Raw genomic sequence first — 23,325 nt, 5'->3', positions numbered from 1 at the left:
CCTGATCCCTGGCCATCTGCCTCTCCGGGGCCGAAGGTGATGGGTGTCCTCGCCACAAACGATGCCATAAACTGGCAATTGCTGGAAGAAGCTGGAATGCCGTATGATGTTCTCGTGACCTCCTCTGCCGAAGCCCTCGAACGCCGCATCGACGAGCTGCGCGCCGCCGTCCGCAAAGCGGTGACCGCCGGGGAACGGGGGCGCGCCAAGGTGCTGCGCGGTGAGCTGCGCAAGGCCGAGCGGCAGTGGGAGGAGGCGCTCGACGAGCTCGCCGAGCAGCCCGTTGCGGTCCGCCGGCAGACCGGCCCGCTGCTGCCGCTGCGTGAGCAGGTCCACCAGGCGCTGAACCTGCTGGGTGCGCCCGCCGCACCGAAGCTGATCATCGCTGTGCACGAGGCGTTCCACGTGGGGGAGATGATCCCGGCCCGGCTTACCAGCCTGCGCCGCGACGAGGAACGGTCCTTCCGCTCGGCGCCGCATTCCCGGCCGTACTATCTCTGTGCTGCCCTGACCGCCGACCTGCTCGCGCCGGCCCGCGGTCTGCTGGCCGTCTCCACCTGGCCGATGGCCACCCGCGTGATCGGGCCGCTGAGCCCGCGCGTTGATTTCCTCACCTCAGCCATCCGCCTGGCCGAACATCTGGACCGGATCCCCGATCCCGGTCCGCAAGCCCGGCGGCTGCTGTGGCGGTTCGCCGCCAACATTCCCGGTGCCGCCGCCAGCGCCGACGCGATGACCGCCGCGACCATCGCCGAGGCGGCCGAGGCCGAGGTCGAGATCCACCGGGACGCCGACCGGTCGCACCGCGAAGCGGCCGCGAAGCGGGCCCGCGAGCAGCTCGACGACGTGGAGCGGCTCTTCGGCAGCCGGCTGCGGAGTATCTCCGCGACCGGCTCCTGACCCCCTGGTAGCACTTCGTCTTCCGCGAAGGACGACTCGATGGACAACGACACCCAGGACCGGCTGCGCCGTATCCGCGGCGCCGGCGCCGCGAAACGCCACAATGCCCGTACGGTCGCCGCGCTGACCGGTAACCCGGGATGCACGCGCCGCGCCGTCCTCGACGCCGCCGGCGTCGACAAGGACGCCTTGGCGCGCCACGTCGGATTCCCGGCGAAGTTCGGTCAGTCCCAGTTCGCGATCACCCGTGGCAACGCCTTCGAGGCTCAGGTTAAGGCGAACGGATACGCCGAACTGCTCCGCCTGCTGCGCGAGACCTTGGGCCTCGAGATCCGGGAAGTCGGAAGCACCGACCTGGGGGACGTCGGTGGCAACACCGGGCAGGAGGTCCGGCACGCCCGGTCGCGACAGAAGCTCACCAGCGCTGCGGCCGACCCGAATGCTGCCGCCACATTTTACGACCACCCACTCCTGCGCCTTGACGTCGGCGGGAACGACGTCTACCTCGAACCTGACCTGGTCGCCTTCCACCACCAAGGTGTTTTTCACGCGGTCGAGATCAAGTCCTTCGCGGTGATCGACGATCAGGCCGACGGCCGGAAGGTCGCCGCTGCGGCCACGCAGTCCGCCGTCTACGTGCTTGCCCTTCGGCGGCTGCTCGGCGACGACAAGGTCGCCGACGAGGTCGTGTTGGTTTGCCCGAAGGACTTCTCGAACCAGCCGGTGGCCACCAAGGTCGACGTCCGAAAGCAGCTCATTGTGCTGAACCATCAACTGTCCCGGCTCACCCGCATCGAGAGCCTGGTCGCGGCGTTGCCACCGAACCTGACGCTCGACCTTGCGCCGGACGACGACGGCAAACCGAGTCGACCTGCCGCCGACGTCATAACCGCACTCGGCGAGATCGAGCCGCGGTACGCACCCGACTGCCTCGCCAAATGCGAGATGTCCTTCTTCTGCCGGCACGAGGCTACTGGCTGTACCGCAGCCCTGGGACTTAGCGTGCGCGAGGAACTCGGCGGTGTGGAGACCGTCGCCGAGGCACTCGGCCTGGCCGACGGCACCCTGGTGGCGAGCGACGACCAGGCCGAGGCGGCGGCGATGCTCCGCACAACCGCCAAGATCTTCGGCTCGGTGGCGGCATGAGCGCCATCTCCTCGTACGCCAAAGCGCTGGCCGTGGCCGCTGGCAGGGCCGTTCCGATCGCAACACGCCGTCATGTCCACCTGTCCGACCGGCCGTTGGTGTTAGTCCCGCTGGCGCTCGCGGGCGAGGCAAATGCGCCGCTGGCCGCGATGATCGGCGCTGACCAGCACGACCCGGCCCTGTTGATGGTGCCCCAGCCGCGGAACCGCGACCTCCGCTTCGACTTCGCCGCCTCGTTGGCCGACGTCGTGCTGGCCTATGTGCGCTCCTGCACTGCGAGGTTCGAGGTGGTCGGCTCGAACAATGTGTTCCTCGATGCTCCCCAATTGCTGGTTCCGAACGCGGCCGGCCTCGGTTTCGTCAAGCTGCTCGGCCGATCCACCCGCTTCCGGCGTACCAACGGTCCGTTCCCGGTGGCGCAAGGGGTGCCGCTGCTGGGCCGGTGGCTGACCTACCTGGGTGAGCGATCCGAGCACCCCGGCTCCTCGGCCATGCTCGCGATGACTCAGGCACTGAACCTGCATTGGGCCAGTGGGCAGAGCGCTGTGGAGGACGCGAACCTGGCCGCACTGCTCGGCTGGATCGACCCGCCCGAGGGAGTCTCCGGGCCGGAGGCCGCGCTTGCGGCCGAGGATCCGCTCGTTTGGCCGCCAGCCGGCCCGTCAACCGACCCCGCCTTCGACAACGAGGTGCTGGCGCCCGCCATCCGGGCGTATGAGAGCGCTGCGGCCGACAGCCCGAAACGGCTGCGCGCGGTGGAAATCCTCGAGCGTGAGCTTCGTGGCCAGTTGGAGCCAACCTGGCGGTTGATGTGGCGCGCGATTGAGGTTCTTCGGAGGCTGCCGGCCGCAGAAACGGCCGAGACCCGCTGGATGGCGGATCGCCGGGATTTCAGCCGCTACCACGACTACCTCACCACCGATGGCCGTCCGCAGGCCCGTCGGGATGGAGCGGTGGCCGCGGCTCGTCGACTCCAGTCTCTCGAGCGGGAGCAGACGACCTACGACGCCAGTCGAGCCCTGGACGATCCGCTCGTCATGGCGAGCTACCGGGTCAACGGCGAGGCGTTCCGGGGGGCCGTCGTTTCGGTCGACCGTGATCGGCGCATCCGGAGTGAGAAGGGTCGCCGGGTCACCCGACCGCTGATCGTGGTCAGCACCGGCGATCCTGTGCATCTGCCGGCCGGCAAGGCGTTGCGGGCGCCTGAGCGCATGAAGCAGAACGCCCGTATCACTGAAATCGCGCGATCGGCCGACGGTGTGCTGGTCAGTCTCGAGCTCGACGGAGGCATGGGCCGGGCGGCGGCGCCTGCGCCGGGCAGCGTGCCCGAGGTCGGCGACGAGATCACCTACACCAGCGTCTACCCGGACGCGATCCGCGCACCCGACCTGCCGCCGACCGACCAAACACCGTGGACCCACGGCGGACCGCCCCGACCGTACGTACCGACCGATGACGACGCCCAGGAGCCATGGGAATGACCATCGACCCAGCAGTCGAAGCCGAACGCGTCGTCGCCGCGATCCTCGCCGACTTCCGATCCTGCCGGCACCGCGGCGTGGTCGTCGATTCCCCACCCGGGGCGGGAAAGTCAACCCTCGTGGTCCGGGCCGCGGTCGCGCTCGCCTCGGCCGGCGAGCGGTTGATAATTGTCGCCCAAACCAATGAGCAGGTCGACGATCTGACCACCAACCTCTCGGCCGCCCTGCCGGCCGGTCTCATGATCGGACGGCTGGCGAGTTCCACATACGGGCGGCCAGCGCGCCTCGCGGCCTTGACCAACGTGCTGGTCGACAGAGATCTCGGCAACCTGCTGAGCTGTGAGATCGTCATCGCGACGGCCGCCCGCTGGGCCTACGTGAAGGACCGGTCCTGGCCGTGGGCGATTGTGGACGAGGCCTACCAGATGCGTTCGGACTCCCTGCTCGCCATTGCCCCGCGGTTCGAGCGGGCGCTGTTCGTCGGCGACCCGGGCCAGCTGGATCCATTCTCCGTGGTCGAGAACGACCGTTGGCGCGGGCTCAGCTGGGACCCGATGCAGAGCGCGGTGGCCGGGCTGCTGCGAACTAATCCCGACTTGCCGGTTCATCGGCTGCCCGTCTCGTGGCGGCTGCCCGCGAGCGCCGAAAAGGTCGTGGCCACCGCCTTCTACCCGTACACCGGGTTTCGAACCGGCGCCGAACCGGGAGACCGTGAGCTCACCTTCGGCACCCGCGCCTTCGGGCGCTCTCCTCTGGACGCCCTGCTGGCCGAGGCGGCGACCACCGGCTGGGGCTTCTACGAACTGCCCGCGCGACACACCCCCAGGACAGACGCCGAGGCAGTTTCCACGGTCGCCGACGTAGTTCGGAGATTTCTCGAACGCGGAGCGATCGCCCGGTCGGGGAAAGACTCTCGGCCGATCACCTCGCAGCGAATCGCGGTCGGCACCGCGCATCGCGATCAAGCGGCGGCCATTCGCGAAGCGCTGTCCGACCTGCCGGACGTCACGGTCGACACGGCGAATCGCTTGCAGGGCCGAGAGTACGACCTGACCGTGATGCTGCATCCGCTGTCGGGACGACGCGACGCCACCGCGTTCCATCTCGAGGCCGGACGCCTGTGCGTACTCACCTCCCGCCATCGACAGGCCTGCGTCGTCGTCGGGCGGGCTGGCATCCGGGAGCTGCTCGACGCGCACCCATCCAGCGAGCCAGTTCACCTACACGAGCCGGTCAAATTCCCAGACGGATGGGCGGCCAACCAGACCGTCATGAATCACCTGTACGCGCACCGCGTCGCGGCCTGACATCTTTTTGAAAGGAGCCGGACATGAGGTTCCTGCATACCTCCGACTGGCACATCGGCAAGACCCTGAAGGGCCACAACCGCCTCGCCGAGCAGCGCGCGGTTCTGGAGGAGATCGCCGGCATCGTCCAAAAGTACGAGGTGGACGCCGTCCTCATCGCCGGCGACATCTACGACTCGGCGGCACCGTCGGCCGAGGCTCAGCAACTTCTCGTCCGGACCTTGCTCGAGATCCGCAATTCCGGGGTGCCGGTGATCGCCATCGCCGGCAACCATGACCACGCTCCGACCTTCGAGGCGTACCGACCGCTGATGAACGAGGTCGGCATCCACCTCGTCGGCACGCCCGGGGCCGGCTCGGACGGAGCGATTGAGATAACCGCCCGCTCGACCGGCGAATCTGCGGTGATCGCGACGTTGCCCTTCGTCTCCCAGCGCACCGTCATCCGAGCAGCCGAGCTCATCGCCAACACGCCCGTGATGAACTCCATCAGCTACGCCCAGCGCGTCGAAGACATGCTGGCGGTCTTAGCCCGGGCCTTCCGGCCGGATGCCGTCAACATCCTGATGGCACACCTCACCGTGACCGGAGGCAAGTTCGGCGGAGGCGAGCGCGATGCCCAGTCGATCTTCGAATATCACGTGCCGGCTATGGCGTTCCCGGGCCAGGCGCAGTACGTGGCGCTTGGACATCTGCATCGCCGGCAGGCGATCGACGGGCCGTGCCCGGTGCACTACAGCGGCTCGCCGATCTCAATCGACTTCGGAGAACAAGACAATGAGAGTGTCGTGTGCCTGGTGGAGGCGACACCGTCGACGCCGGCGGAGGTCACCGACATCCCGATCAAAAGCGGCCGCCGGTTGATGACGCTCCGTGGCACACTCGCCGAGATTGAGAGCCAGGCGCCTTGCGCCGGCGAGGCGTTCCTCCGCGTTCAGCTCAAGGAGCCGGCGCGTGCCGGCCTGCTCGAGGAGGTTCGCGACCTCCTGCCCAACGCCCTCGACATTCGCATCGACCCGGCCTTCGCCGCCCCGAACGGCACCAGCCGGCCGGCGAGCAGCGGCATCGAGCGCACCCCGACGGAATTGTTCGCCGAATACTGCGCCACCAAGAACATCGACGACCCACGGCTGGCGGCACTCTTCGCGCGCCTGCACGACGCAACCTCCGAATCATAAGGGGCAAGCTATGCGGCCAGTGCTTCTGGAGATGACCGGCTTCGGATCGTTCCGTGAGCCTGCGACGGTCGACTTCACCGACGCGGACTTCTTCGCCCTCATCGGCCCAACCGGCGCCGGCAAGTCAACCGTCATCGACGCGATGACCTTCGCGCTGTACGGATCGGTGCCGCGCTGGGACGACCGGCGAACCGTCTCGCTGGCGCTGTCACCCGCGGTGAACAGGGGAGTCGTGCGCCTGGTCTTCGACGTCGGTGCCAGCCGGTACGTCGCCGCGCGCGAACTGCGGCGAACCCGGGTGGGCGTCGGCAGCAGCGGCCGACTCGAGCGGTTGATCGATCCCACCCGGCTGGGGTCCATCGACGACGAGACCGAGTTGATCGCGGCCGACGGCAAGGTGAACGCCGCCGTCGAAGAACTCCTCGGGCTGTCGTTCGACCACTTCTGCTCCTGCGTCGTCCTGCCCCAAGGCGACTTCGCCGAGTTCCTCCACGCCAAGCCATCCGACCGCCAGAAGATCCTCACACGCCTGCTCGGAATCGGCCTGTACGAAACCATTGGACAGCGCGCCAACGCCGAAGCGGTCGAGGCCAAGCAGCGAGTCGCTTTCCTCGATGAGCAGATCGGCCGCCTGGCCACCGTCACGCCGGAGGCCTTGGGTGAGGCGAACCAACGAGTCCAGCAGCTCACCGCCCTGAAAGACCAGGTCGCCACCGTCCTGCCCGAACTGGCGGCCGCTACAGCAGCGGTTGACAAAGCGCGGCAAAACGCCGATCGGATCCGCGAGGAGACGCAACTACTCGGCGGAGTCGCCCTCCCGTCGGACCTTGAGGCCCGCGCCCAGCGGCTGGCCGAAGCGATAGGCGCCGCAGATCTGGCTACCGAGGGCTTCACCGTGGCCGAGAAGGCCGACGAGATCGCGAGGGCGACCTTCGAGACGGCGGCCGCGGAACGCGGTTCCCTGCAGCACGCGAAGCGCAACCACGCCGAGCGCGCACAACTCCAGCAACAGCTACCCGACGCGGAGAACGATCGCGCGGAGGCGGCTAAGACTCTCGCCGCGGTCACCGCTGAACGCGACCTGGCGATGCAGACGGCGGCCGCTGCCCAAGCGGCGTCAGAGATCGCGAAGGCGGAGGCAACGGCCGCGCGGGAACGCGTCGAGACGGTCCGGTCCCAGTACGAAAAGCTCAGCAGGCTGTCGGTTCCGACCGGAATAGGCGAAATCCAGGAACGAGAGGTCGCCGCCAAGAGTGCGCTGGCGGCCACCGGCCGACGCCTCGCTGAGGCGGAAGAGGCGGAGTCTGACGCGCGGCGCGATGTTGAGGCGGCACCCACCCGAAGCGCGCTGGAACAGGCCAAACACCGCCACGCCGAGTTGACCAAGCTCGCGGCCGCGGAACCGGACCTGATTATCCGGGCCGACCGCGCGCGAGCCGAGGTCACCGCGAGGCAGGCCGCACTCGACGAAGCGATCCGGGCCGTTGACCAGGCTCGGCTGGCCCGCAATGAAGCCGGGTGCGCACAAGCCGTGTCAGTACTTCGGCCGCACCTCGTGGCGGGCGAGCCGTGCCCGGTCTGCGAGCATCCGGTGGAGGATCTGCCGGCACCCCTCGAACATGAGACCGTCGCGGCGACCGAGAAGGCCCTGGCAACCGCCGAACGGCACCGCGACACCGCAGCTCGGCAAAACACTGCGGCCCTGGCACAGGAGCAGAAAGCCAGCGACGAGCTTGCCGCAGCGCGGGAAAGGACGGCTGAGCTCAGGCGAGCGCTCACCGGCGACTGGGCGGACGAGAGCGCCGTCGACGGCGAGCTGGGCCGTCTGGACGGCCTGAACACCAGGCTCAAGAATGCCGGCGTAACGCTCCGCAGGGCTCGGACTGCTCACGAAGCGGCCAGCCATGCGGTGGCGGCACTTGCGAAGACGTACGCGGAGGCGCGGACAGCACTGACCGCCGCTCGGGATCCACTTGTCTCGCTCGGCGCGCCGCCCGTGGACGGCCTCGACCTAGCGGACGCCTGGCACACCTTGGCGAGCTGGTCCGGCCAGCTGGCCGAAGCCAGCGCCAAACGCCTCGATCAAGCCGAAGCCGCGGCGCGGCATGCCGACGCCGAGTCGTCGTCGATGGCGGCGCGCCTGAAGCAAGCGGATGGGGAGGCCAAACGCCTGGATGCGGCCAGGGTGGCCGTGGAGCGCTCGGATCGAGAAACCGAACTAATGCTTCGCAAGATTAACGACCGCCTGACGGACCTGACGGAAGCCCTGGCCACGGCGCCGAGCAGTGCCGAGGTCGCGGCCGAGCTGGCTCGGATCGACCAGCTAGAGGCCGAAGCCAAGGTCGCACAATGGGAACTGAAGAAGGCCCGTGCCGACCGCGACTCGGCCCTTCAAGCGCTCGCATCCTTGAGAGCGCAGGAGCAGACGGCCTGGAAGGAACTTCGAGCGGCACGGGACTTGCTCGTTCCGCTCGGGGCCCCGCCGGTCTGGGAGGAGGACCTGCGGACCGCCTGGGCCGCGCTCGTCGGCTGGGCCGAGCAGGAAGTCGGCAGGCGAGAGGTGACGTTCGCGACCGCCCAGGCTGCTCTTGCGGCGGCGGAGCACCACCGTGGCGAGAAGGAGCTGGCGCTTGGTCGGGCCCTCGAACAGGCCGAAATCGCCGTCTCTCCTGCCTCCGCAGCGGATACGGTCTCCGCGGCCGTCGCTGCCGAGCTTGAGCGGGCGCGCGCCCACGTCCAGAGCCTCGATGCGCAATTGTCCCAGCTGGCCGACCTGCGCTCCAGCCGTGCAAAGTCAGTCGAGGAGCATGCCGTCGCCAGCATGCTGGGCGGCCTACTGCGGTCGAACGAGTTTCCCCGTTGGCTCGTGGCATCGGCTCTTGACGTTTTGGTCCAGGACGCCTCGGCGAGCCTCGCCGAGCTGTCCGGCGGCGAGTTCAACCTCGCGCATGAGAACGGCGAGTTCGTGGTGATCGACCACAACAACGCCGACCTGCCTCGGCCAGTGAAAACCCTCTCCGGCGGCGAGACGTTCCAGGCGAGCTTGGCGCTGGCGCTCGCCCTCTCGGCGCAGATCACCACGTTGGCCGCGGCCGGCTCGGCCCGGCTGGACTCGATCTTCCTGGACGAGGGGTTCGGAACGCTCGACGAGGAGACCCTGGAGACAGTCGCCAACACGCTGGAGAACCTCGCCAGCCAGGGCGATCGCATGGTCGGAGTAATCAGCCACGTAAGCGCCCTGGCCGACCGTGTCCCCGTGAAGTTCCGAGTAAGCCGCGATCAGTTCGGCTCGGCCATCATGAAGGACAACCTCTGAACAGTTGGAGGGCATCAACCGGCCGAGGTCGTAGCCGTGGTTGTCGAAGTGCTTACCGACCAAGTCCAGCATTTGGTCGGCCGCGATATGCGCCAGCTACGAGGCGGCGGCCCGCATGTGCGTCGTGCTGACGGCGCAACCTGCTGTCGGGTGGCGCTGCAACGCGATGCGCCGGCCTCGCGCCGTCTGCACTACTGGCGCACCCCCGACGGGTACGAGTTCTCCAGGTGTCCGTCCATGACCGATTACCGGCCATGAACGTGCCTTCCCTCGCTATGCGCCTACGGTGGGGCCGGACAGTTGCGTGTCGGCCACCCCAAACTGACAAGGAGTGCCGTGAACGAGGATGCTGTTTACACCGCCGCCCGCAAGGTGATCGACGCCGGTCTGGCCGGTAGCGGGTCGGCCTTCACCCCTGGCCGGGCTGTGTGGACCGTGGAAGCTGCCGACCAGTTGTACGCCAGGTTTGTTCAGCAACCGGACGCGGGCAGGGGCAGCTTCGTCAGGAAGCTACAGGGGCAGCTTGCTGCTGCACCACCCACGGCAGTGCAGCTCATGGGCGAGCTGATCTACCTGCATCTGCTCCTGCCACGGGACATCGGCGGCGCAGCGAAACGCGCCGTGATCAACGGGGCGCTGTCCTTGCTGCCCGAGTCGGTCAATATCCCCGCGGACCTCGACACGGTTCTCGACGCTGGCGTAGTCCGCGCCGGCACCGCCTACATGACCCAGCGGGACCGGCAGATCGCGTGGCTCGTGCGGCTCGTGCAGGCGTGGAAGCGCATGCCGGTCGACGACCAGCAGGCAGCATTGCACGACCCGTGGGCCTTCAAGAAGGTCCTTGATAGCATCCCGATCAACAGCGCCTACAGCCAACGCAACATCCTGCTGAACCTCGCGTTTCCCGATACCTTCCCACCGGTCGCCTCCCGGCGGCACAAGAAGTTGATCGTGGACGCCTTCGCTGACGAACTGCCCCATCAGACCGGCGACATCGATCGGAACCTGGCGGAGCTGCGGACAGTGCTTTCAGCCAAGGCCGGCACGCCGGTTCATTTCTATCAACCGCCGTGGGTTGACCGGTGGCGGCAGCAGACCGGGCCAGCCGGCGACGGCAAGGGACCGCGCGGCTGGCTGGTGCGAGGCGCGAAGGTGCACGGACACAACCTGATCGGCCAATGGCTCACCGAAGGGTTCTGCTCCATCGCCTACCCGGGCCTGCCGGAACTGAAGCCCGGCCTGTCGAAGGCGGAGCTGGACCAGCAGCTACGGGACTCGCTGCCGGACTTCTCACCGTCCCAGCTGGGTCTTCACGTGGGGGTGCTCGACCGGTTTCTCAATCGGATGAGCGAGGGTGACATTCTCGTCACCGTCGATGGGTCGAAGGTTTATGTTGGCACCATCGCTGGCCCCGTCACATGGATGGACACGCCTGACGACCTGTCGAACCGTCGGCGGAAGGTTGCCTGGGCAAATCCCGATGCGCCATTCACCCGAAACGAGCTGTCCGCCGAGGCCCGGAACAAGCTGTCCGGTCAGCTGACCGTCACGGACCTCGGAACCTACGTCGCCGAGTTCGCGGCCCTCGCGGAACTGGACGACCAGCCGGGGGAGGAGGAGGTCGACGATCAGCTCGAGGTGGCCGAGGTGGAGCTGCCCGAGCCCACCGCCGACCTTGCCGAAGAGCTACTGATTGATCGGGAGTGGCTCAGCGAGACGGTCGACCTGCTGCGGGAGAAGAAGCAGATCGTGCTGTACGGCCCGCCCGGCACCGGCAAGACCTACCTCGCACAGGCGCTGGCCCATTTCCTCACTGGGCAGGCCGACAACGCCTACCGGCTCGTCCAGTTCCACCCGTCGTATTCGTACGAGGATTTCTTCGAAGGATTCCGCCCTCGGGCCACCGCAGACGGCGGGGTCGGCTTCGCACTTGAGCCCGGACCCTTCAAACAACTGGTGTCCGACGCGAAGGACGACCCGTCCCAGGCCCACATCCTGATCATCGACGAGATCAACCGAGCCAACCTCGCCAAGGTCTTCGGGGAGCTGTACTTCCTGCTCGAGTACCGCAACCGCAGCATCCAACTGCAGTACTCACCCACCGAGGACTTCGAACTTCCACCGAACGTCTATCTGATCGGCACCATGAACACCGCCGACCGATCCATCGCGCTCGTGGACGCCGCCATGCGCCGCCGGTTCTACTTCCAGCCGCTGTTCCCCGGCGAGGCGCCCCTTGACGGATTGCTGCGCGAGTGGCTGAAGAAGCACAACCTTCCCGCCGACCGCGCGGACCTACTCGACGAACTCAACCGCGTCATCGGCGACCGCGACGCCGCCGTCGGACCGTCCTACCTGATGACAACCCAGGCGGCTACCGAGAGGGGGCTGGCGAGGATCTGGAAGAACGCCGTCATGCCCCTGCTCGAGGAACGCCATCTCGGCGACGGAGTTGACATCAACCTCCGCTACGGACTCGACGCACTCCGCAAACGCCTGAAGCAAACGGCCGCCCCCACCGCGGTTCCGGCGCCCCGCGAACATGCCGGAGACACGGCACAGTGAGGCTGATCAGCCTACGCGAGCACCAGACGCACGAGTGCGAGCCGACGACAGCGGCCGTCGTCCGGGCTGTGGAAGCCACCAAGCTCGTCGACACCTCACTCACCCTCGACGGGCGGCTCCTGCTGCGATCCGGCTCCATGGTCGGCGCGGCCCGCATCGTCGCCGGCGACGAACACGTCGAGCTGCACGTACGGCCGAAGATCGGAATCGCTCGGCTGCTCTGGCTGCTCGGCTACGCCCGCGACCCCCGCGGCTGGCGCGCCGAGCCCGTCGGCCTGACCCCCGAACAGGACCTCGTGCCCGCGATGGCAGTCGCCTTCGCCACCGTTACGTCCCAGGCACTCGCCCCAGGCCTGTTGCAGGGATACCGAACCGTCGAGGAAGCATTGCCGCTGGTGCGTGGCCGGCTCCGCGAGGCAGACCAACTGCGCGCACGGCCGGGACTGGCCCTACCCGTGGAAGTGCGCTACGACGACTACAACCCGGACGTACCAGAAAATCAGATCCTGCTGTCGGCCGTACGCCGCCTGCACCGCCTACCCGGCGTTCCACCGGCCACCCGCAACGCACTGCACCGCATCGCGGCCGCACTCGCCGACGTCACACCCCTCACAGCGGGCGCCCCCATACCCGAAACCGTGCCCAACCGGTTCAACAACCGCTACCAACCGGCCCTGCGGCTCGCCCGCCTGATCCTGGCCGGGGCCAGCATCGAATACGTCCACGGCTCAACCCTCGCGGCAGGCTTCGTCTTCGACCTCAACACCGTCTTCGAAGACTGGTTGACCACAGCCCTACGACACGCAATCGAGACACGCTACGGCGGAACCATCACCGGCCAGCACCAGATGCACCTCGACCACGACCACCTGCTACCCCTGGTACGACCAGACATCACCTGGTGGAACGGGCAACGGTGCCTGGCCGTCATCGACGCCAAATACAAGGCACCCGGCAGCACCCCACCCCGCGACGACATCTACCAAATGCTCGCCTACTGCACCACGCTCAAGCTGACCCGCGGCCACCTCGTCTACGCATCCGCAGGAGCAGAACCAGTTAGCTACCAGCTCAAAGGCAGCGGGGTGCACATCGTCGTGCACCGTCTTGACCTGTCGACCCCTCTCACCGAACTGAACGAGCAGATCAACCAAATGGCCAATGCGATCGCAAGCGTCGAGGTCGCAAACGGCGTCTCAGCAACCCACACCGCAGGCCCTGACGCGGCAGCCAAGGACGGCGGTTACGCATCATGATCCAGCTGGTAGCAGACGGAACCTGGCACGGACTCGAGGACTATCTACACGCGGACGTCTGCAAGCGGGCCGCAATCTCGTACATCGGACCAGCAGCCGCAGAGCTACTCAATCTGACGGCCGACGACATGATCATCGTTGACGGGTCCGATGCTGCTCTGGTCGCCGGACAGGTTGACCCAAACACGATCAGCCGATGGCACAGAGCGGGCGTCGACGTCCGCACGTTAGCCAACCTGCACGCGAAGGTGATCCACCTCGAGGGCAGCGGCCATCCGGGTCCGGGAGCATCGTGGCGGTCACACCGTCACCATACCGGTGGAGGGTATGCGGGACTGCGCTGTCTCAGGCAGCCAGGAGGGGCTCAGCGCCGGGCCAGTTCCTCTCTGACGGCGTTCACTGCGTAGTCACGGAGGTATTCAGCGAAGCTCTGTGCTTCCTCTGGTGTCTCCTCGCATACGTAGTAGTCATCCCCTGCCACCACTCCGCTTGAGGTGATCGGCAAGGGGTTGGAGTACCGGTCCTCCATCCAGAGCCCGTAGACCACCTCCGGCGCGCGCCCCGCCGTCTTCTGCAAGGTGGCCTCATGGAGCGACAGCGCTTCCAGGAGTTCGGACGTGGATGCCTGGGTAAGCCGCTGGCCCCGGACGTTCGCCAGTTCCTCGCCCATCGACCAGGCCGCCCAGAGCGGCTTTGCCACGGAGATCACGATGGGTTGTTCGGTCACGTTCTGTCCCCTTCAGATGGTCAGGCTTGAAGCGGCCAGGGTACGACCAGTCGGAGGCACGGCGGCCAGGGAGGGCTCAGGAGGCGTCCTCCGCCGCGCGTCGCGACTCCTCCTGGATCGCGCTGGCCGCCTCCCGACTGGTGATGCCCTCCCGGACCAGGACGCCGAACAGGCGCTCCGCCCAGTGGGCCCTGATCTCCTCCAGGTGGGCCGGGTCCACGTTGTGCGTGCCGTCCAGGCGGATCACGATGTCCGATCCCCGGCGGCCAGGGTGGGGGACGGCCGGCCGCACTGGTGCAGCGGCCGTTCATCGCATAGGTGTAGCGCCCGACCCAACCAGTAGTGCTTTGTCGGGTTCTGTGGCATTTGATGTGGTGTAAGGATCTGATGGGCCGGTGGCAGGTCAGGCGGGCGCCGGTCCAGGTCGCGAGGAGTCGTTGCATCTCGCGGATAACCGCGTAGAGGGTCAGGCCGGCGCAGCCGCTTGTGGGTCCAGGCGCAGCGGCTTCTCGTTTCTGCAGGTCCGAGTGGGTGCGGCGGCCGCCCATCGCCAGAGCTGGCGAAGGGCGGCGAGCATCCGGCATTCGTCCAGGTGACGGTAGACCCCGCGAGGTGCCCAGGGCACGTCGCGGCGAGAGCGCTGACCTGATGGTCCACACCCGATCACCGCCTCATGGATCGCCGCGCTGACCGTCCAATGTGGCTTCCTGTGGCTCATCCCTTGACTTACCTGGAAAGCGGGCGTAAACAAAGCACAAGCAAAACGAAACGGCGGTGAAACAACACGATGTACGCCGAAGAACGACAGCAGGAGATCCTCCGCATCGCCCGGGACGTGGGCCGGGTCGAGGTGGCCGGCTTGGCCGACGGACTCAACGTGACGTCGGAGACCATCCGCCGCGATCTCACCATCCTGGAGCGGGCCGGGGTGCTGCGCCGGGTCCATGGTGGAGCGATCCCGGTTGAGCGACTCGGGTTCGAGCCCGCGCTGGCGGCGCGTGACGCGGTGCTCATCGAGGAGAAGGAACGCATCGCCAAGCTCGCCCTGAGCGAGGTGCCCGAGGAGGGCGCGATCATCCTCGACGCCGGCACCACGACCGCCCGGCTGGCCCAGCTGCTGCCGGTCGACCGGGAGCTGACCGTCGTGGTCAACTCGCCGGTCATCGCCGCGACCCTCGGTACCTACGCCAACCTCAACGTCCTGCTGTTGGGTGGGCGGGTCCGCGGGAAGACCTTGGCGACCGTCGACGACTGGGCGCTGTCGCCGTTGGCGGACCTCTACGTCGACGTCGCGTTCATCGGTACCAACGGCATTTCGGTCGAGCGCGGGCTGACCACCCCGGACCCGTCCGAGGCGGCGGTGAAGCGGGCGATGGTTCGTGCGGCCCGCCGCACGGTGGTGCTCGCCGATCACACCAAACTCGGCAACGACTATCTGGCCCGGTTCGCTGAGCTGGCCGACGTCGACCTGCTCATCACCGACAGCCGTGCCGACCGCGACCTGGTCGGTGACCTGGAGTCGGCAGGTGTGCGGGTGGTACGCGGATGAGAGCGGGCCGGGCATGATCGTCACCGTCACCCTCAACCCCAGCCTCGACCGGGCCGTGGAGGTCGACTCACTCACCCGCGGCGAGGTCATCCGGGCCGCCACAGCTCACCTCGACCCCGGCGGCAAGGGCGTCAACGTGTCCCGTGCCCTGCTGGCCAACGGGGTGCCGTCGGTAGCGGTGTTGCCGTCCGGCGGCGACGAGGGCAACCAGCTCATCCGCCTGCTTCAGACAGAGGGTGTCGAGGTCCTCGCCGTGTCGATCTCCGGAAGGACCCGTTCCAACATCACCCTGGCCGAGCCCGACGGCACGGTCACCAAAATCAACGAGCCCGGCCCGGCCATGTCCCGCGCTGAGTTCGACGAGGTGATCGACCGTGTGCTCGCCCGCGCCAGCAGCGCCGACTGGGTCGTGCTGTGCGGCAGCGTCCCGCCCGGCCTGCCCGCCGACGCCTACGCTCAGTTGTGCCGCAAGCTGCGCGCTGCCGGTGTCCGGGTCGCCGTCGACACCAGCGGTCCTGCCCTGCGCGAGGCCGCCCTCGCCGGGGCGACAGTACTCAAGCCCAACCGTGACGAACTGGCCGACGTGGTCGGCACCCCGCTGACTGACCTCGACGACGTGGTCGACGCCGCTCAGTGCCTGCGGAAATGGGGAGCCGGCACCGTCGTGGCCAGCCTCGGCCCTGACGGCGCTGTCCTGGTCGACGCCGACGGCGTCCGCACCGGCACCTGTCCGGTCGCCCGGCCCCGCAGCACAGTCGGCGCCGGCGACGCGCTGCTCGCCGGTTTCCTCGCTGCGGGCGCCCAAGGTGCCACCGCTCTCGCTGAGGGCCTCGCCTGGGGCGCCGCCGCGGTGAGCCTGCCTGGCAGCCGGATGCCCGGCCCCGCAGACCTGTTCCGCCACCACGTCACCATCCACCCCTAGCCGGACGAGCTTCTTCCCCCACGGCCGTCTGGTCCGCCCCTCGATGAAGGAGATACCCCCGTGACCTCCTCCTCCTACACACCAGAGGTACAGGGCCAGGGCCTCAGAGCCACTGTGCAACGCCTCGGCGGCTACCTGGCCGCGATGGTCATGCCCAACATCGGCGCGTTCATCGCCTGGGGCCTGATCACCGCGATGTTCATCCCAACCGGCTGGATCCCCAACAAGACCCTGGCCGAACTGGTCGGCCCGATGATCAGCATCCTGCTACCGGTGCTCATCGGCTACACCGGCGGCCGGCTGGTCCACGGCCAGCGCGGTGCCGTCGTGGGTGCGGTGGCGACAATGGGCCTCGTCGTCGGCGCGGACGTGCCGATGATCCTCGGCGCGATGATCATCGGGCCACTCACGGCGTACGTCCTCAAGCTGTTCGACGGCTCGGTCGAGAACAGGATCCGTCCCGGCTTCGAGATGCTCGTCGACAACTTCAGCGCCGGCATCATCGGCGCCGCGATGGCCATCGGCGGCGTCTACGGCATCGGCCCCGTGGTCGAATGGCTCACCAAGCAGGCCGGCTCGGGCGTCGACTGGCTCGTCGGCAAGGACCTGCTGCCGCTGACCTCGGTGCTCGTCGAACCCGCCAAGGTGCTCTTCCTCAACAACGCCATCAACCACGGCGTATTCGGCCCACTGGGCATCGCCGAGGCGGCAGACAAGGGCAAGTCGATCCTGTTCATGATCGAGTCGAACCCCGGCCCCGGCCTCGGTCTGCTGCTCGCCTTCATGCTCTTCGGCCCCCGCGCACTGCGCCCCAGCGCCCCGGCCGCGATCATCGTGCAGTTCCTCGGCGGCATCCACGAGATCTACTTCCCCTACGTGCTGATGAAGCCGAAGCTGATCCTCGCCATGATCGCCGGGGGTGCGGCCGGCGTCGGCACCTTCGTCATCACCGGCGCGGGGCTGGTCGCCACCCCCTCGCCGGGCAGCATCTTCGCCTACCTCGCGGTGACTCCCAAGGGCGGCCACTTCGGGGTCATTCTCGGCGTCGTGATCGCCGCCGCCGTCACCTTCGCCGTCGCCTCGGCCCTGCTCGGCTTCGGGCGCGGCGAGCCCGCCGCGGACGCTGACGGCCCTGACGAGAAGACGGCTGACCACCCAGATGAGGACAAGGCAGTCCACCCCGACGAGACCCTCGACAAGTCGGCGAAGCAGGAGGTCTGAACACATGTCCACCATCAACGGCACCGAGATCAAGAAGGTCGTCGTGGCCTGCGACGCCGGCATGGGCAGCAGCGTGATGCTGGCCAGCCAACTTCGGCGGCAACTGGCAAAGAACGCGGTGACCGTCGAGCACACGCCGGTCAACTCAATCCCCGCCGACGCGGACGTCATCATCTGCCACCAAGGGCTCGCCGCGCGGGCCCGGGTCAGCGCACCCGACACGGTGATCGTGCCGATCCAGGTGTTCATCGGCGACCCAGGCGTCACCAGGGTCGTGAACGCGGTGCAGCGCGGTGGTGAGCTCAGTGGCTGAGCTGCTGGCCCGTGACGCGATCCGGCTCGACGAACGGGCCGGATCGCGCGACGAGGCGATCAGCCGCTGCGGCGCGGTACTCGTCGAGATCGGCGCGGTAGCCCCGGCGTACGTGGACGCGATGCTCGCCCGCGAGCAGAGCGTCTCCACCTACATCGGGGAAGGCGTCGCCATCCCGCACGGCACGCTCAACAGCAAGGAGTCAATCCAGCGCGACGCCCTTGCAGTGCTGCGCTTCCCAGAAGGCGTCGACTGGGACGGCTTCGACGTGCGGGTCTGCGTCGCCATCGCGGCAGCCGGCGACGGGCACGTGGACATCCTCGCCCAGCTCGCCACGGTGCTGATGGACCCGGCGCAGGCGCAGCGGCTACGAGAGTCGACGAGCGTCGATGACGTGATCACTATCCTTGAGGGGAGCCCAACGTGAAGGTCGTCCGATTCCACGCACCCGGCGACGTCCGCATCGAGGACGCGCCCGAGCCCACGGCGGGCCCCACCGACGTGAAGATCCGCGTCCGGGCATGTTCCACCTGCGGCACCGACGTGAAGATCTCCCGCTTCGGCCACCACCACATCGCCCCGCCGCGCGTCATGGGCCACGAGATCGCCGGCGAGATCACCGAGGTCGGTGCTGACGTCACCGACTGGCGGCCCGGGGACCGGGTCCAGGTCATCGCCGCCATCCCCTGCGGTACGTGCGCCGAGTGCCGGCGCGGCCGGATGACCGTGTGCCCCAACCAGGTGTCGATGGGATACCACTTCGACGGCGGGTTCGCCGAATACATGGTCGTGCCGCACAACGTCCTCGCCGTCGACGGGCTCAACCGGATCCCCGAGGGACTCAGCTTCGCCGAGGCGTCCGTCGCCGAGCCCCTCGCCTGCGTCCTCAACGGCCAGAACCTCGCCGGTGTGGGGGAGGGCGACGACGTGGTCGTCGTGGGCTCCGGGCCGATCGGCTGCCTGCATGTCCGCCTGGCCCGGGCACGCGGCGCGGCCCGGGTATTCCTCGTCGACCTCAACCGCGAACGCCTCGACCTGGCCGCCAACCTGGTACAGCCGGACGCGGCGATCTGCGGCACCGAGACCGACGTCATCGACGCGGTGCTCAAGCTCACCGAAGGCCGGGGCGCCGACGTCGTCATCACCGCCACGGCCGCCGGCGTCGCCCAGGAGCAGGCGGTGCAGATGACCGCGCGGCAGGGCCGGATCAGCTTCTTCGGCGGCCTGCCGAAAGATAAGCCGGTCATCTCCCTGGACTCCAACCTCGTGCACTACCGCGAACTGACGATCGTCGGTGCCAACGGCTCCAGCCCGCAACACAACAAGGAGGCGCTGCGACTCATCGCCGACGGCTCCGTGCCGGTCGCCGATCTCATCACCCACCGCCTGCCGCTCGACCGCGCCCTCGACGCCTTCGGCATCGTGGCACGGGGCGAAGCGATCAAGGTGACGATCGAACCGTAGGAGGATCCGTTGCCCACCAGAACAATCCTCGTCGGCTCCACCAGCGGGCTGCACGCCCGCCCGGCGGCGCTGTTCGTCGCCGAGGCGGCGAAGCAGACGGTGCTGGTCACCATCCGCACCGGCGACAAGAAACCTGTACCGGCCCGCAGCATCCTCGCAGTGCTGTCACTCGGCGCCAAGAAAGGCACCGAGGTCACGCTGGAGGCCGACGGCGACGGCGCGCAGGCCGCCGTCGACACTCTGGCCGACCTCCTCGAACGTGATCTGGACGCCGTCGATGCGTGAACTTCGGGGAATCGGGGCTAGCCCCGGCGGTGCGGCGGGGCCGGTCTACCGGCTGGCCCCGCCGCCGGCCCTGCCGCCGTTGACGGAAACCATCGATCCCGCTGCCGAAAAGGCGGCCGTGCGGGAAGCAGTCCTCGCCGTCGCCGCCGACCTGACCCGTCGCGCCGACACCACCCTGGATGCGACCGCCGCCGAGGTCCTGCGCGCCCAGGTCATGATGGCGCAGGACGAGACTCTGATCGACGCGGCCTACAACGCCATCGACAGCGGCGCGGACGCTCCGCACGCGCTCACCGACGTGCTCGCCGGGCACCGATCCGCCTTCGAAGCCGCAGGCGGTTACCTCGCCGAACGCGTCAGCGACCTCGACGACCTGCGGGACCGCCTCGTCGCCGCGTGCCTGGGGCTGCCGATGCCGGGCGTGCCGGACCCCGGCCACCCGTACCTGCTCATCGCCAGCGACCTGGCGCCCGCCGACACCGCCGGTCTCGAACCAGACCTGGTGCTGGGCCTGGTCACGGCCGAGGGCGGGCCGACCAGCCACACCGCGATCCTGGCCCGGACCCTCGGCATCCCGGCCGTGGTCCGCTGTGCGGGCATCCTGGACGTGGCCGACGGCGCGTTGGCCAGTCTCGACGGCGCGAGCGGCGTCGTAGTGGCTGGCGTCTCCGCCGAGACGGTGCGCACCATCAACGCGCAGCGGCTCGCGGAGATCGAACGCCGCGCCCGCTCTCAAGGCCCCGGGCAGACCAGGGACGGCCATCCTGTCGCGCTACTGGCCAACATCGGCTCGGCCCGCGACCTCACCGGCGAGGTTGAAGGCGTCGGCCTGTTCCGCACCGAGCTTCTCTACCTCGACCGCAGCGACCCGCCGTCGCACGAAGAGCAGGTCGCCGCGTATCGCGACGTCTTCGCCGCGCTGCCCGGCCGCAAGGTCGTCGTGCGCACCCTCGACGCCGGGGCCGACAAGCCGCTGCCGTTCTTGCGTCAGGCCGATGAACCCAACCCCGCGCTGGGTGTCCGCGGTCTTCGGGTCGCACGGCAGACACCTACCGTGCTCACCACGCAGCTGGCCGCGATCTCGGTAGCGGCCGCGGCGACGGACGCCGACGTGTGGGTGATGGCGCCGATGGTCGCCACTGCGGCGGAGGCGGCCGCGTTCACCGAATCCTGCCACGAGTACGGCTTGCCGACCGCCGGCGTGATGATCGAGGTGCCGGCCGCTGCCCTGCGCGCCGGCCAGATGCTGCGCCACGTGGATTTCCTCAGCATCGGCACCAACGACCTCAGCCAGTACACGTTCGCCGCTGACCGCATGTGCGGCGACCTCGCTGACCTGCTCGACCCGTGGCAGCCCGCCCTGATCGCGCTCCTCGCCACCTGCACGACGGCCGGCGTCGAGGCGGGCAAGCCAGTTGGCGTGTGTGGAGAGTCCGCAGCGGATCCCAATTTCGCTCTGGTGCTGGCAGGCCTGGGCATCACCAGCCTGTCCATGGCTCCCCGCAGCATCCCGGCGGTGCGCGAGTCCCTGGCCGCGCACACCCTGGACGAGTGCCGCCAGATCGCCCAGGCGGCCCTTGCTGCCCCCAGCCCGGAGGCAGCCCGGGCGGCGGTGGAGGTGCTTCGCTCCAGCTCCGGGTGGGCGACGGCTGCACCTGACGAGGACATCCGGATCTGCAGCTGACAAGGCGTGGCCGTTATCAGGGACGCCCTAGCCGTGTCGTCCGGCATGCCCCGCCAAGGGCCGACTGCGTCTCTCCGCCCGCCTTTGCTGGCAATCACGCTTCAATCGGATGGGCGCCGTGGGCCAGAAGGTGCGCGGCCGGGAGCATCGAGCAGGTAGTCCCGAAGGTCGGGGCCAGTCAGGGTAGATCCAGCGTCAAAGCTTGTCCCCACCGGTGGCCGGAAGGAAATGTCAAACTACGGCAGTTAGGCAGCGTCTCGAAGTCGGGTACGGCGTGTCGGTGATCGATAGATAGCGAGGTCTCCGGTAGAGGGTTCGTCGACGAAGAAGAACCTGAATACCGGAGACCTCGTGGCCACCATAGCGGTGACGAGGCGGCACGACCTGACCGATGCCCGGTGGAGGGTGTTGGAGTCGCTGCTGCCTGGGGTAAGCGGCCCGGCCGACCGTCGCAGTGGAGCAAGCGCCAGCTGATTGACGGCATCCGCTGGCGAGTGCGCGTCGGCGCGCCGTGGCGGGACGTCCCGGCGTGTTACGGCTCCTGGCAGGCGATCTATGCGCTGTTCCGGCGCTGGCAGCGGGCCGGGGTCTGGCAGCAAATCGTCACCGGCTTGCAGGCTCGCGCCGACGCGGCCGGGTTGATCACCTGGGATGTCAGCGTCGATTCCACCATTGCTCGGGCCCATCAGCACGCCGCTGGCGCCCGGCGGTACCCGCAGCAGCAAATCGAGCCGCCCGGCGGAGTCGGCGCCGAGCCCGGCGACCATGCTCTCGGCCGCTCCCGTGGCGGGTGGACTACCAAGCTGCACCTGGCCTGCGAGCAGGGCGGCAAACCGCTGTCGATGCTGCTGACCGCCGGACACCGTGGTGACAGCCCGCAATTCGCCGCCGTGCTGGCCGGCATCCGCGTGCCCCGACCAGGTGTCGGTCGTCCCCGCGTGCGACCCGACCGGGTCATCGCCGACCGGGCCTACACCTCCCGCGCCAACCGGACCTACCTTCGGCGCCGGGGGATCCAAGCGTGCATCCCGAGCAAGGCCGACCAGGACGCCCACCGGCGAGCCAAGGGCTCCGCCGGCGGCCGGCCACCTGCCTTCGACCCGGAGGTCTACCGGCAGCGCCACGCCGTCGAGTGCGGCATCAACCGCCTCAAACGCCACCGAGGGCTGGCCACCCGATACGAAAAGCTAGCCGTCCGCTACGAAGCCACCGTCCACGTCACCGTGATCAACGAGTGGCTGCACGCACTTCGAGACACTGCCTAGCCGGGTTTGATGGCGGCGAGTTGGACAAGCAGCTGAACCAGCCGATAGGCGTCGGCGAAGTCAGCGGCGTGGAAGGCGACCGTTCGACCACCGCCGACGCGGGTCACACCCGGCACCAGAACGGCGAGGTCGACCGTGTACGGGCCGTACAGGTCGACCTCAACGTCCAGAGGCCCGGCAATCTTTGGCGGGGGGATCGATGCTCGCCGGGTGATCGCATCGGCGGCGGCGCGGCGCAGCCGCTTCCGTGCCTCCTGCGGATGCACGGTCACGGCGGCGGCCTGACCCAGGGCCTGCTTGACGGCGACGGTGACCGCCGAGGGCGCCAGCTCACTGAATTCCGCGCAGGCGCTGGGCCTGTCTCCGGCCAGTGCCGCCAGCGATCGTGGACGTCAGGAACACGTCGGCGGAACGGTCCAGGACCATCCTGACCCCCATGGCGCGCCGACGGGCCAGCGGCAATGTCACGCCAGGGAGACCCAGATGGACGTGCCACTTGGCGACAGGTCGGAACGCGACCCGACGCACCGGCAAGTGCTCGCGCCGGGCACTCCGTCGATCGCACGGGTGAGTCCCCGTTCGCGTACCGCCAGCAGGGCTGCGTGGGCGGGTGACCGGCGGTCTGCTCCCAGCCGCTGGCCGACGGCGGTGGGCGTGCCGGTACGCCGGCAAGCCCCCCGCGCCCCCGCCGGGGGCCGGGCCAGACCGGGGTAGGGTGGAGGGACGCCCGGGCCGGCGGGCCGGCG

At 68.5% G+C, this 23,325-nt stretch carries 19 protein-coding genes and 1 pseudogene; 17 read left to right on the top strand and 3 right to left on the bottom strand.

Annotated elements, in window-relative coordinates:
* Positions 1 to 114: 114 nt before the first annotated feature.
* The 8 genes from ACLQ23_RS30270 to ACLQ23_RS30235 all read left to right on the top strand — a co-directional run bounded on the left by ACLQ23_RS30270 (position 115) and on the right by ACLQ23_RS30235 (position 13,149).
* Positions 115 to 900 (top strand): hypothetical protein, encoded by a 786-nt coding sequence (locus tag ACLQ23_RS30270; protein WP_425881452.1) that lies wholly within the window; start codon positions 115 to 117, stop codon positions 898 to 900.
* A 39-nt stretch (positions 901 to 939) separates the two neighbouring features.
* Positions 940 to 2,046: a hypothetical protein gene (locus ACLQ23_RS30265; protein ID WP_425881451.1), complete on the top strand. Its 1,107-nt coding sequence runs from the start codon at positions 940 to 942 to the stop codon at positions 2,044 to 2,046.
* Positions 2,043 to 3,527, top strand: coding sequence for a hypothetical protein (locus tag ACLQ23_RS30260; protein WP_425881450.1), 1,485 nt, complete (start codon positions 2,043 to 2,045; stop codon positions 3,525 to 3,527). The genes ACLQ23_RS30265 and ACLQ23_RS30260 overlap by 4 nt, the downstream gene beginning before the upstream one ends.
* Entirely contained in the window at positions 3,524 to 4,834 is a 1,311-nt protein-coding gene (locus ACLQ23_RS30255; RefSeq protein ID WP_425881449.1) for an AAA domain-containing protein, read from the top strand. Before ACLQ23_RS30260 ends, ACLQ23_RS30255 begins: the two co-directional genes overlap by 4 nt.
* A 23-nt stretch (positions 4,835 to 4,857) precedes the next feature.
* A complete protein-coding gene (locus ACLQ23_RS30250) occupies positions 4,858 to 6,012 on the top strand; it encodes an exonuclease SbcCD subunit D (RefSeq protein WP_425881448.1) in 1,155 nt (384 codons plus the stop codon).
* A 19-nt stretch (positions 6,013 to 6,031) separates the two neighbouring features.
* Positions 6,032 to 9,328, top strand: a complete 3,297-nt coding sequence (locus tag ACLQ23_RS30245) for an AAA family ATPase (RefSeq protein WP_425881447.1) — start codon at positions 6,032 to 6,034, stop codon at positions 9,326 to 9,328.
* A 336-nt stretch (positions 9,329 to 9,664) separates the two neighbouring features.
* Positions 9,665 to 11,893: an McrB family protein gene (locus tag ACLQ23_RS30240; RefSeq protein WP_425881446.1), complete on the top strand. Its 2,229-nt coding sequence runs from the start codon at positions 9,665 to 9,667 to the stop codon at positions 11,891 to 11,893.
* Complete coding sequence (locus tag ACLQ23_RS30235) at positions 11,890 to 13,149, top strand: McrC family protein (protein ID WP_425881445.1); 1,260 nt, start codon at positions 11,890 to 11,892, stop codon at positions 13,147 to 13,149. Before ACLQ23_RS30240 ends, ACLQ23_RS30235 begins: the two co-directional genes overlap by 4 nt.
* A 364-nt stretch (positions 13,150 to 13,513) precedes the next feature.
* Here the strand turns inward: ACLQ23_RS30235 and ACLQ23_RS30230 are convergent, their stop codons facing one another.
* Both ACLQ23_RS30230 and ACLQ23_RS30225 read right to left on the bottom strand, forming a co-directional pair.
* The gene (locus ACLQ23_RS30230) at positions 13,514 to 13,876 is read right to left on the bottom strand and encodes a hypothetical protein (protein WP_425881444.1); all 363 of its coding nucleotides are present in this window, start codon (positions 13,874 to 13,876) and stop codon (positions 13,514 to 13,516) included.
* Between the two features lie 76 nt (positions 13,877 to 13,952).
* Positions 13,953 to 14,123: a hypothetical protein gene (locus ACLQ23_RS30225; RefSeq protein ID WP_425881443.1), complete on the bottom strand. Its 171-nt coding sequence runs from the start codon at positions 14,121 to 14,123 to the stop codon at positions 13,953 to 13,955.
* A 540-nt stretch (positions 14,124 to 14,663) separates the two neighbouring features.
* On the opposite strand from ACLQ23_RS30225, the gene ACLQ23_RS30220 reads away from it, so the two are divergent.
* From ACLQ23_RS30220 to ACLQ23_RS30180, 9 genes and pseudogenes are all read left to right on the top strand, one after another.
* On the top strand, positions 14,664 to 15,425 hold the full coding sequence (locus tag ACLQ23_RS30220) for a DeoR/GlpR family DNA-binding transcription regulator (RefSeq protein WP_425881442.1): 762 nt from the start codon (positions 14,664 to 14,666) through the stop codon (positions 15,423 to 15,425).
* A gap of 13 nt (positions 15,426 to 15,438) precedes the next feature.
* Positions 15,439 to 16,347, top strand: a complete 909-nt coding sequence (gene pfkB, locus ACLQ23_RS30215; RefSeq protein ID WP_425881441.1) for a 1-phosphofructokinase — start codon at positions 15,439 to 15,441, stop codon at positions 16,345 to 16,347.
* Positions 16,348 to 16,407: 60 nt separating this feature from the next.
* Complete coding sequence (gene mtlA, locus ACLQ23_RS30210; protein WP_425881440.1) at positions 16,408 to 17,568, top strand: mannitol-specific PTS transporter subunit IIC; 1,161 nt, start codon at positions 16,408 to 16,410, stop codon at positions 17,566 to 17,568.
* Positions 17,569 to 17,572: 4 nt separating this feature from the next.
* Positions 17,573 to 17,881 carry a PTS lactose transporter subunit IIB gene (locus tag ACLQ23_RS30205; RefSeq protein ID WP_357592606.1) on the top strand — a complete coding sequence of 103 codons (309 nt, stop codon included), beginning with the start codon at positions 17,573 to 17,575 and terminating at the stop codon, positions 17,879 to 17,881.
* Positions 17,874 to 18,308, top strand: a complete 435-nt coding sequence (locus ACLQ23_RS30200; RefSeq protein WP_425881439.1) for a PTS sugar transporter subunit IIA — start codon at positions 17,874 to 17,876, stop codon at positions 18,306 to 18,308. Before ACLQ23_RS30205 ends, ACLQ23_RS30200 begins: the two co-directional genes overlap by 8 nt.
* A complete protein-coding gene (locus ACLQ23_RS30195; RefSeq protein WP_425881438.1) occupies positions 18,305 to 19,345 on the top strand; it encodes a zinc-dependent dehydrogenase in 1,041 nt (346 codons plus the stop codon). Before ACLQ23_RS30200 ends, ACLQ23_RS30195 begins: the two co-directional genes overlap by 4 nt.
* A 9-nt stretch (positions 19,346 to 19,354) precedes the next feature.
* Positions 19,355 to 19,630: an HPr family phosphocarrier protein gene (locus ACLQ23_RS30190; protein ID WP_425881437.1), complete on the top strand. Its 276-nt coding sequence runs from the start codon at positions 19,355 to 19,357 to the stop codon at positions 19,628 to 19,630.
* A pseudogene (gene ptsP, locus ACLQ23_RS30185) lies at positions 19,623 to 21,242 on the top strand (phosphoenolpyruvate--protein phosphotransferase); the annotation flags it as partial. The gene ACLQ23_RS30190 and the pseudogene ptsP, both read left to right, overlap by 8 nt.
* 438 nt (positions 21,243 to 21,680) lie before the next feature.
* Positions 21,681 to 22,579, top strand: a protein-coding gene (locus ACLQ23_RS30180) for an IS5 family transposase (protein WP_425881465.1) whose coding sequence is annotated in 2 segments (ribosomal slippage) — positions 21,681 to 21,770 and positions 21,773 to 22,579 — 897 coding nt in all. Because the reading frame shifts where the segments join, the coding sequence is not laid out codon by codon here.
* On the opposite strand, the gene ACLQ23_RS30175 is transcribed toward ACLQ23_RS30180, so the two are convergent.
* Positions 22,576 to 22,950: a M55 family metallopeptidase gene (locus tag ACLQ23_RS30175; protein ID WP_425881464.1), complete on the bottom strand. Its 375-nt coding sequence runs from the start codon at positions 22,948 to 22,950 to the stop codon at positions 22,576 to 22,578. The two genes, ACLQ23_RS30180 and ACLQ23_RS30175, sit on opposite strands and share 4 nt — an antisense overlap.
* Positions 22,951 to 23,325 lie beyond the last annotated feature (375 nt).

The organism is Micromonospora sp. DT41 (assembly GCF_049841715.1).
Lineage (GTDB): Bacteria > Actinomycetota > Actinomycetes > Mycobacteriales > Micromonosporaceae > Micromonospora > Micromonospora profundi.
This window is presented reverse-complemented; position numbering and strand designations above follow the sequence as displayed.

Excerpts from the sequence above, each read along its gene's own strand:
- ACLQ23_RS30265 (WP_425881451.1), top strand. The coding sequence starts at position 940 with ATGGACAACGACACCCAGGACCGGCTGCGCCGTATCCGCGGCGCCGGC.
- ACLQ23_RS30260 (WP_425881450.1), top strand. The coding sequence starts at position 2,043 with ATGAGCGCCATCTCCTCGTACGCCAAAGCGCTGGCCGTGGCCGCTGGC.
- ACLQ23_RS30255 (WP_425881449.1), top strand. The coding sequence starts at position 3,524 with ATGACCATCGACCCAGCAGTCGAAGCCGAACGCGTCGTCGCCGCGATC.
- ACLQ23_RS30250 (WP_425881448.1), top strand. The coding sequence starts at position 4,858 with ATGAGGTTCCTGCATACCTCCGACTGGCACATCGGCAAGACCCTGAAG.
- ACLQ23_RS30220 (WP_425881442.1), top strand. The coding sequence starts at position 14,664 with ATGTACGCCGAAGAACGACAGCAGGAGATCCTCCGCATCGCCCGGGAC.
- pfkB (WP_425881441.1), top strand. The coding sequence starts at position 15,439 with ATGATCGTCACCGTCACCCTCAACCCCAGCCTCGACCGGGCCGTGGAG.
- ACLQ23_RS30205 (WP_357592606.1), top strand. The coding sequence starts at position 17,573 with ATGTCCACCATCAACGGCACCGAGATCAAGAAGGTCGTCGTGGCCTGC.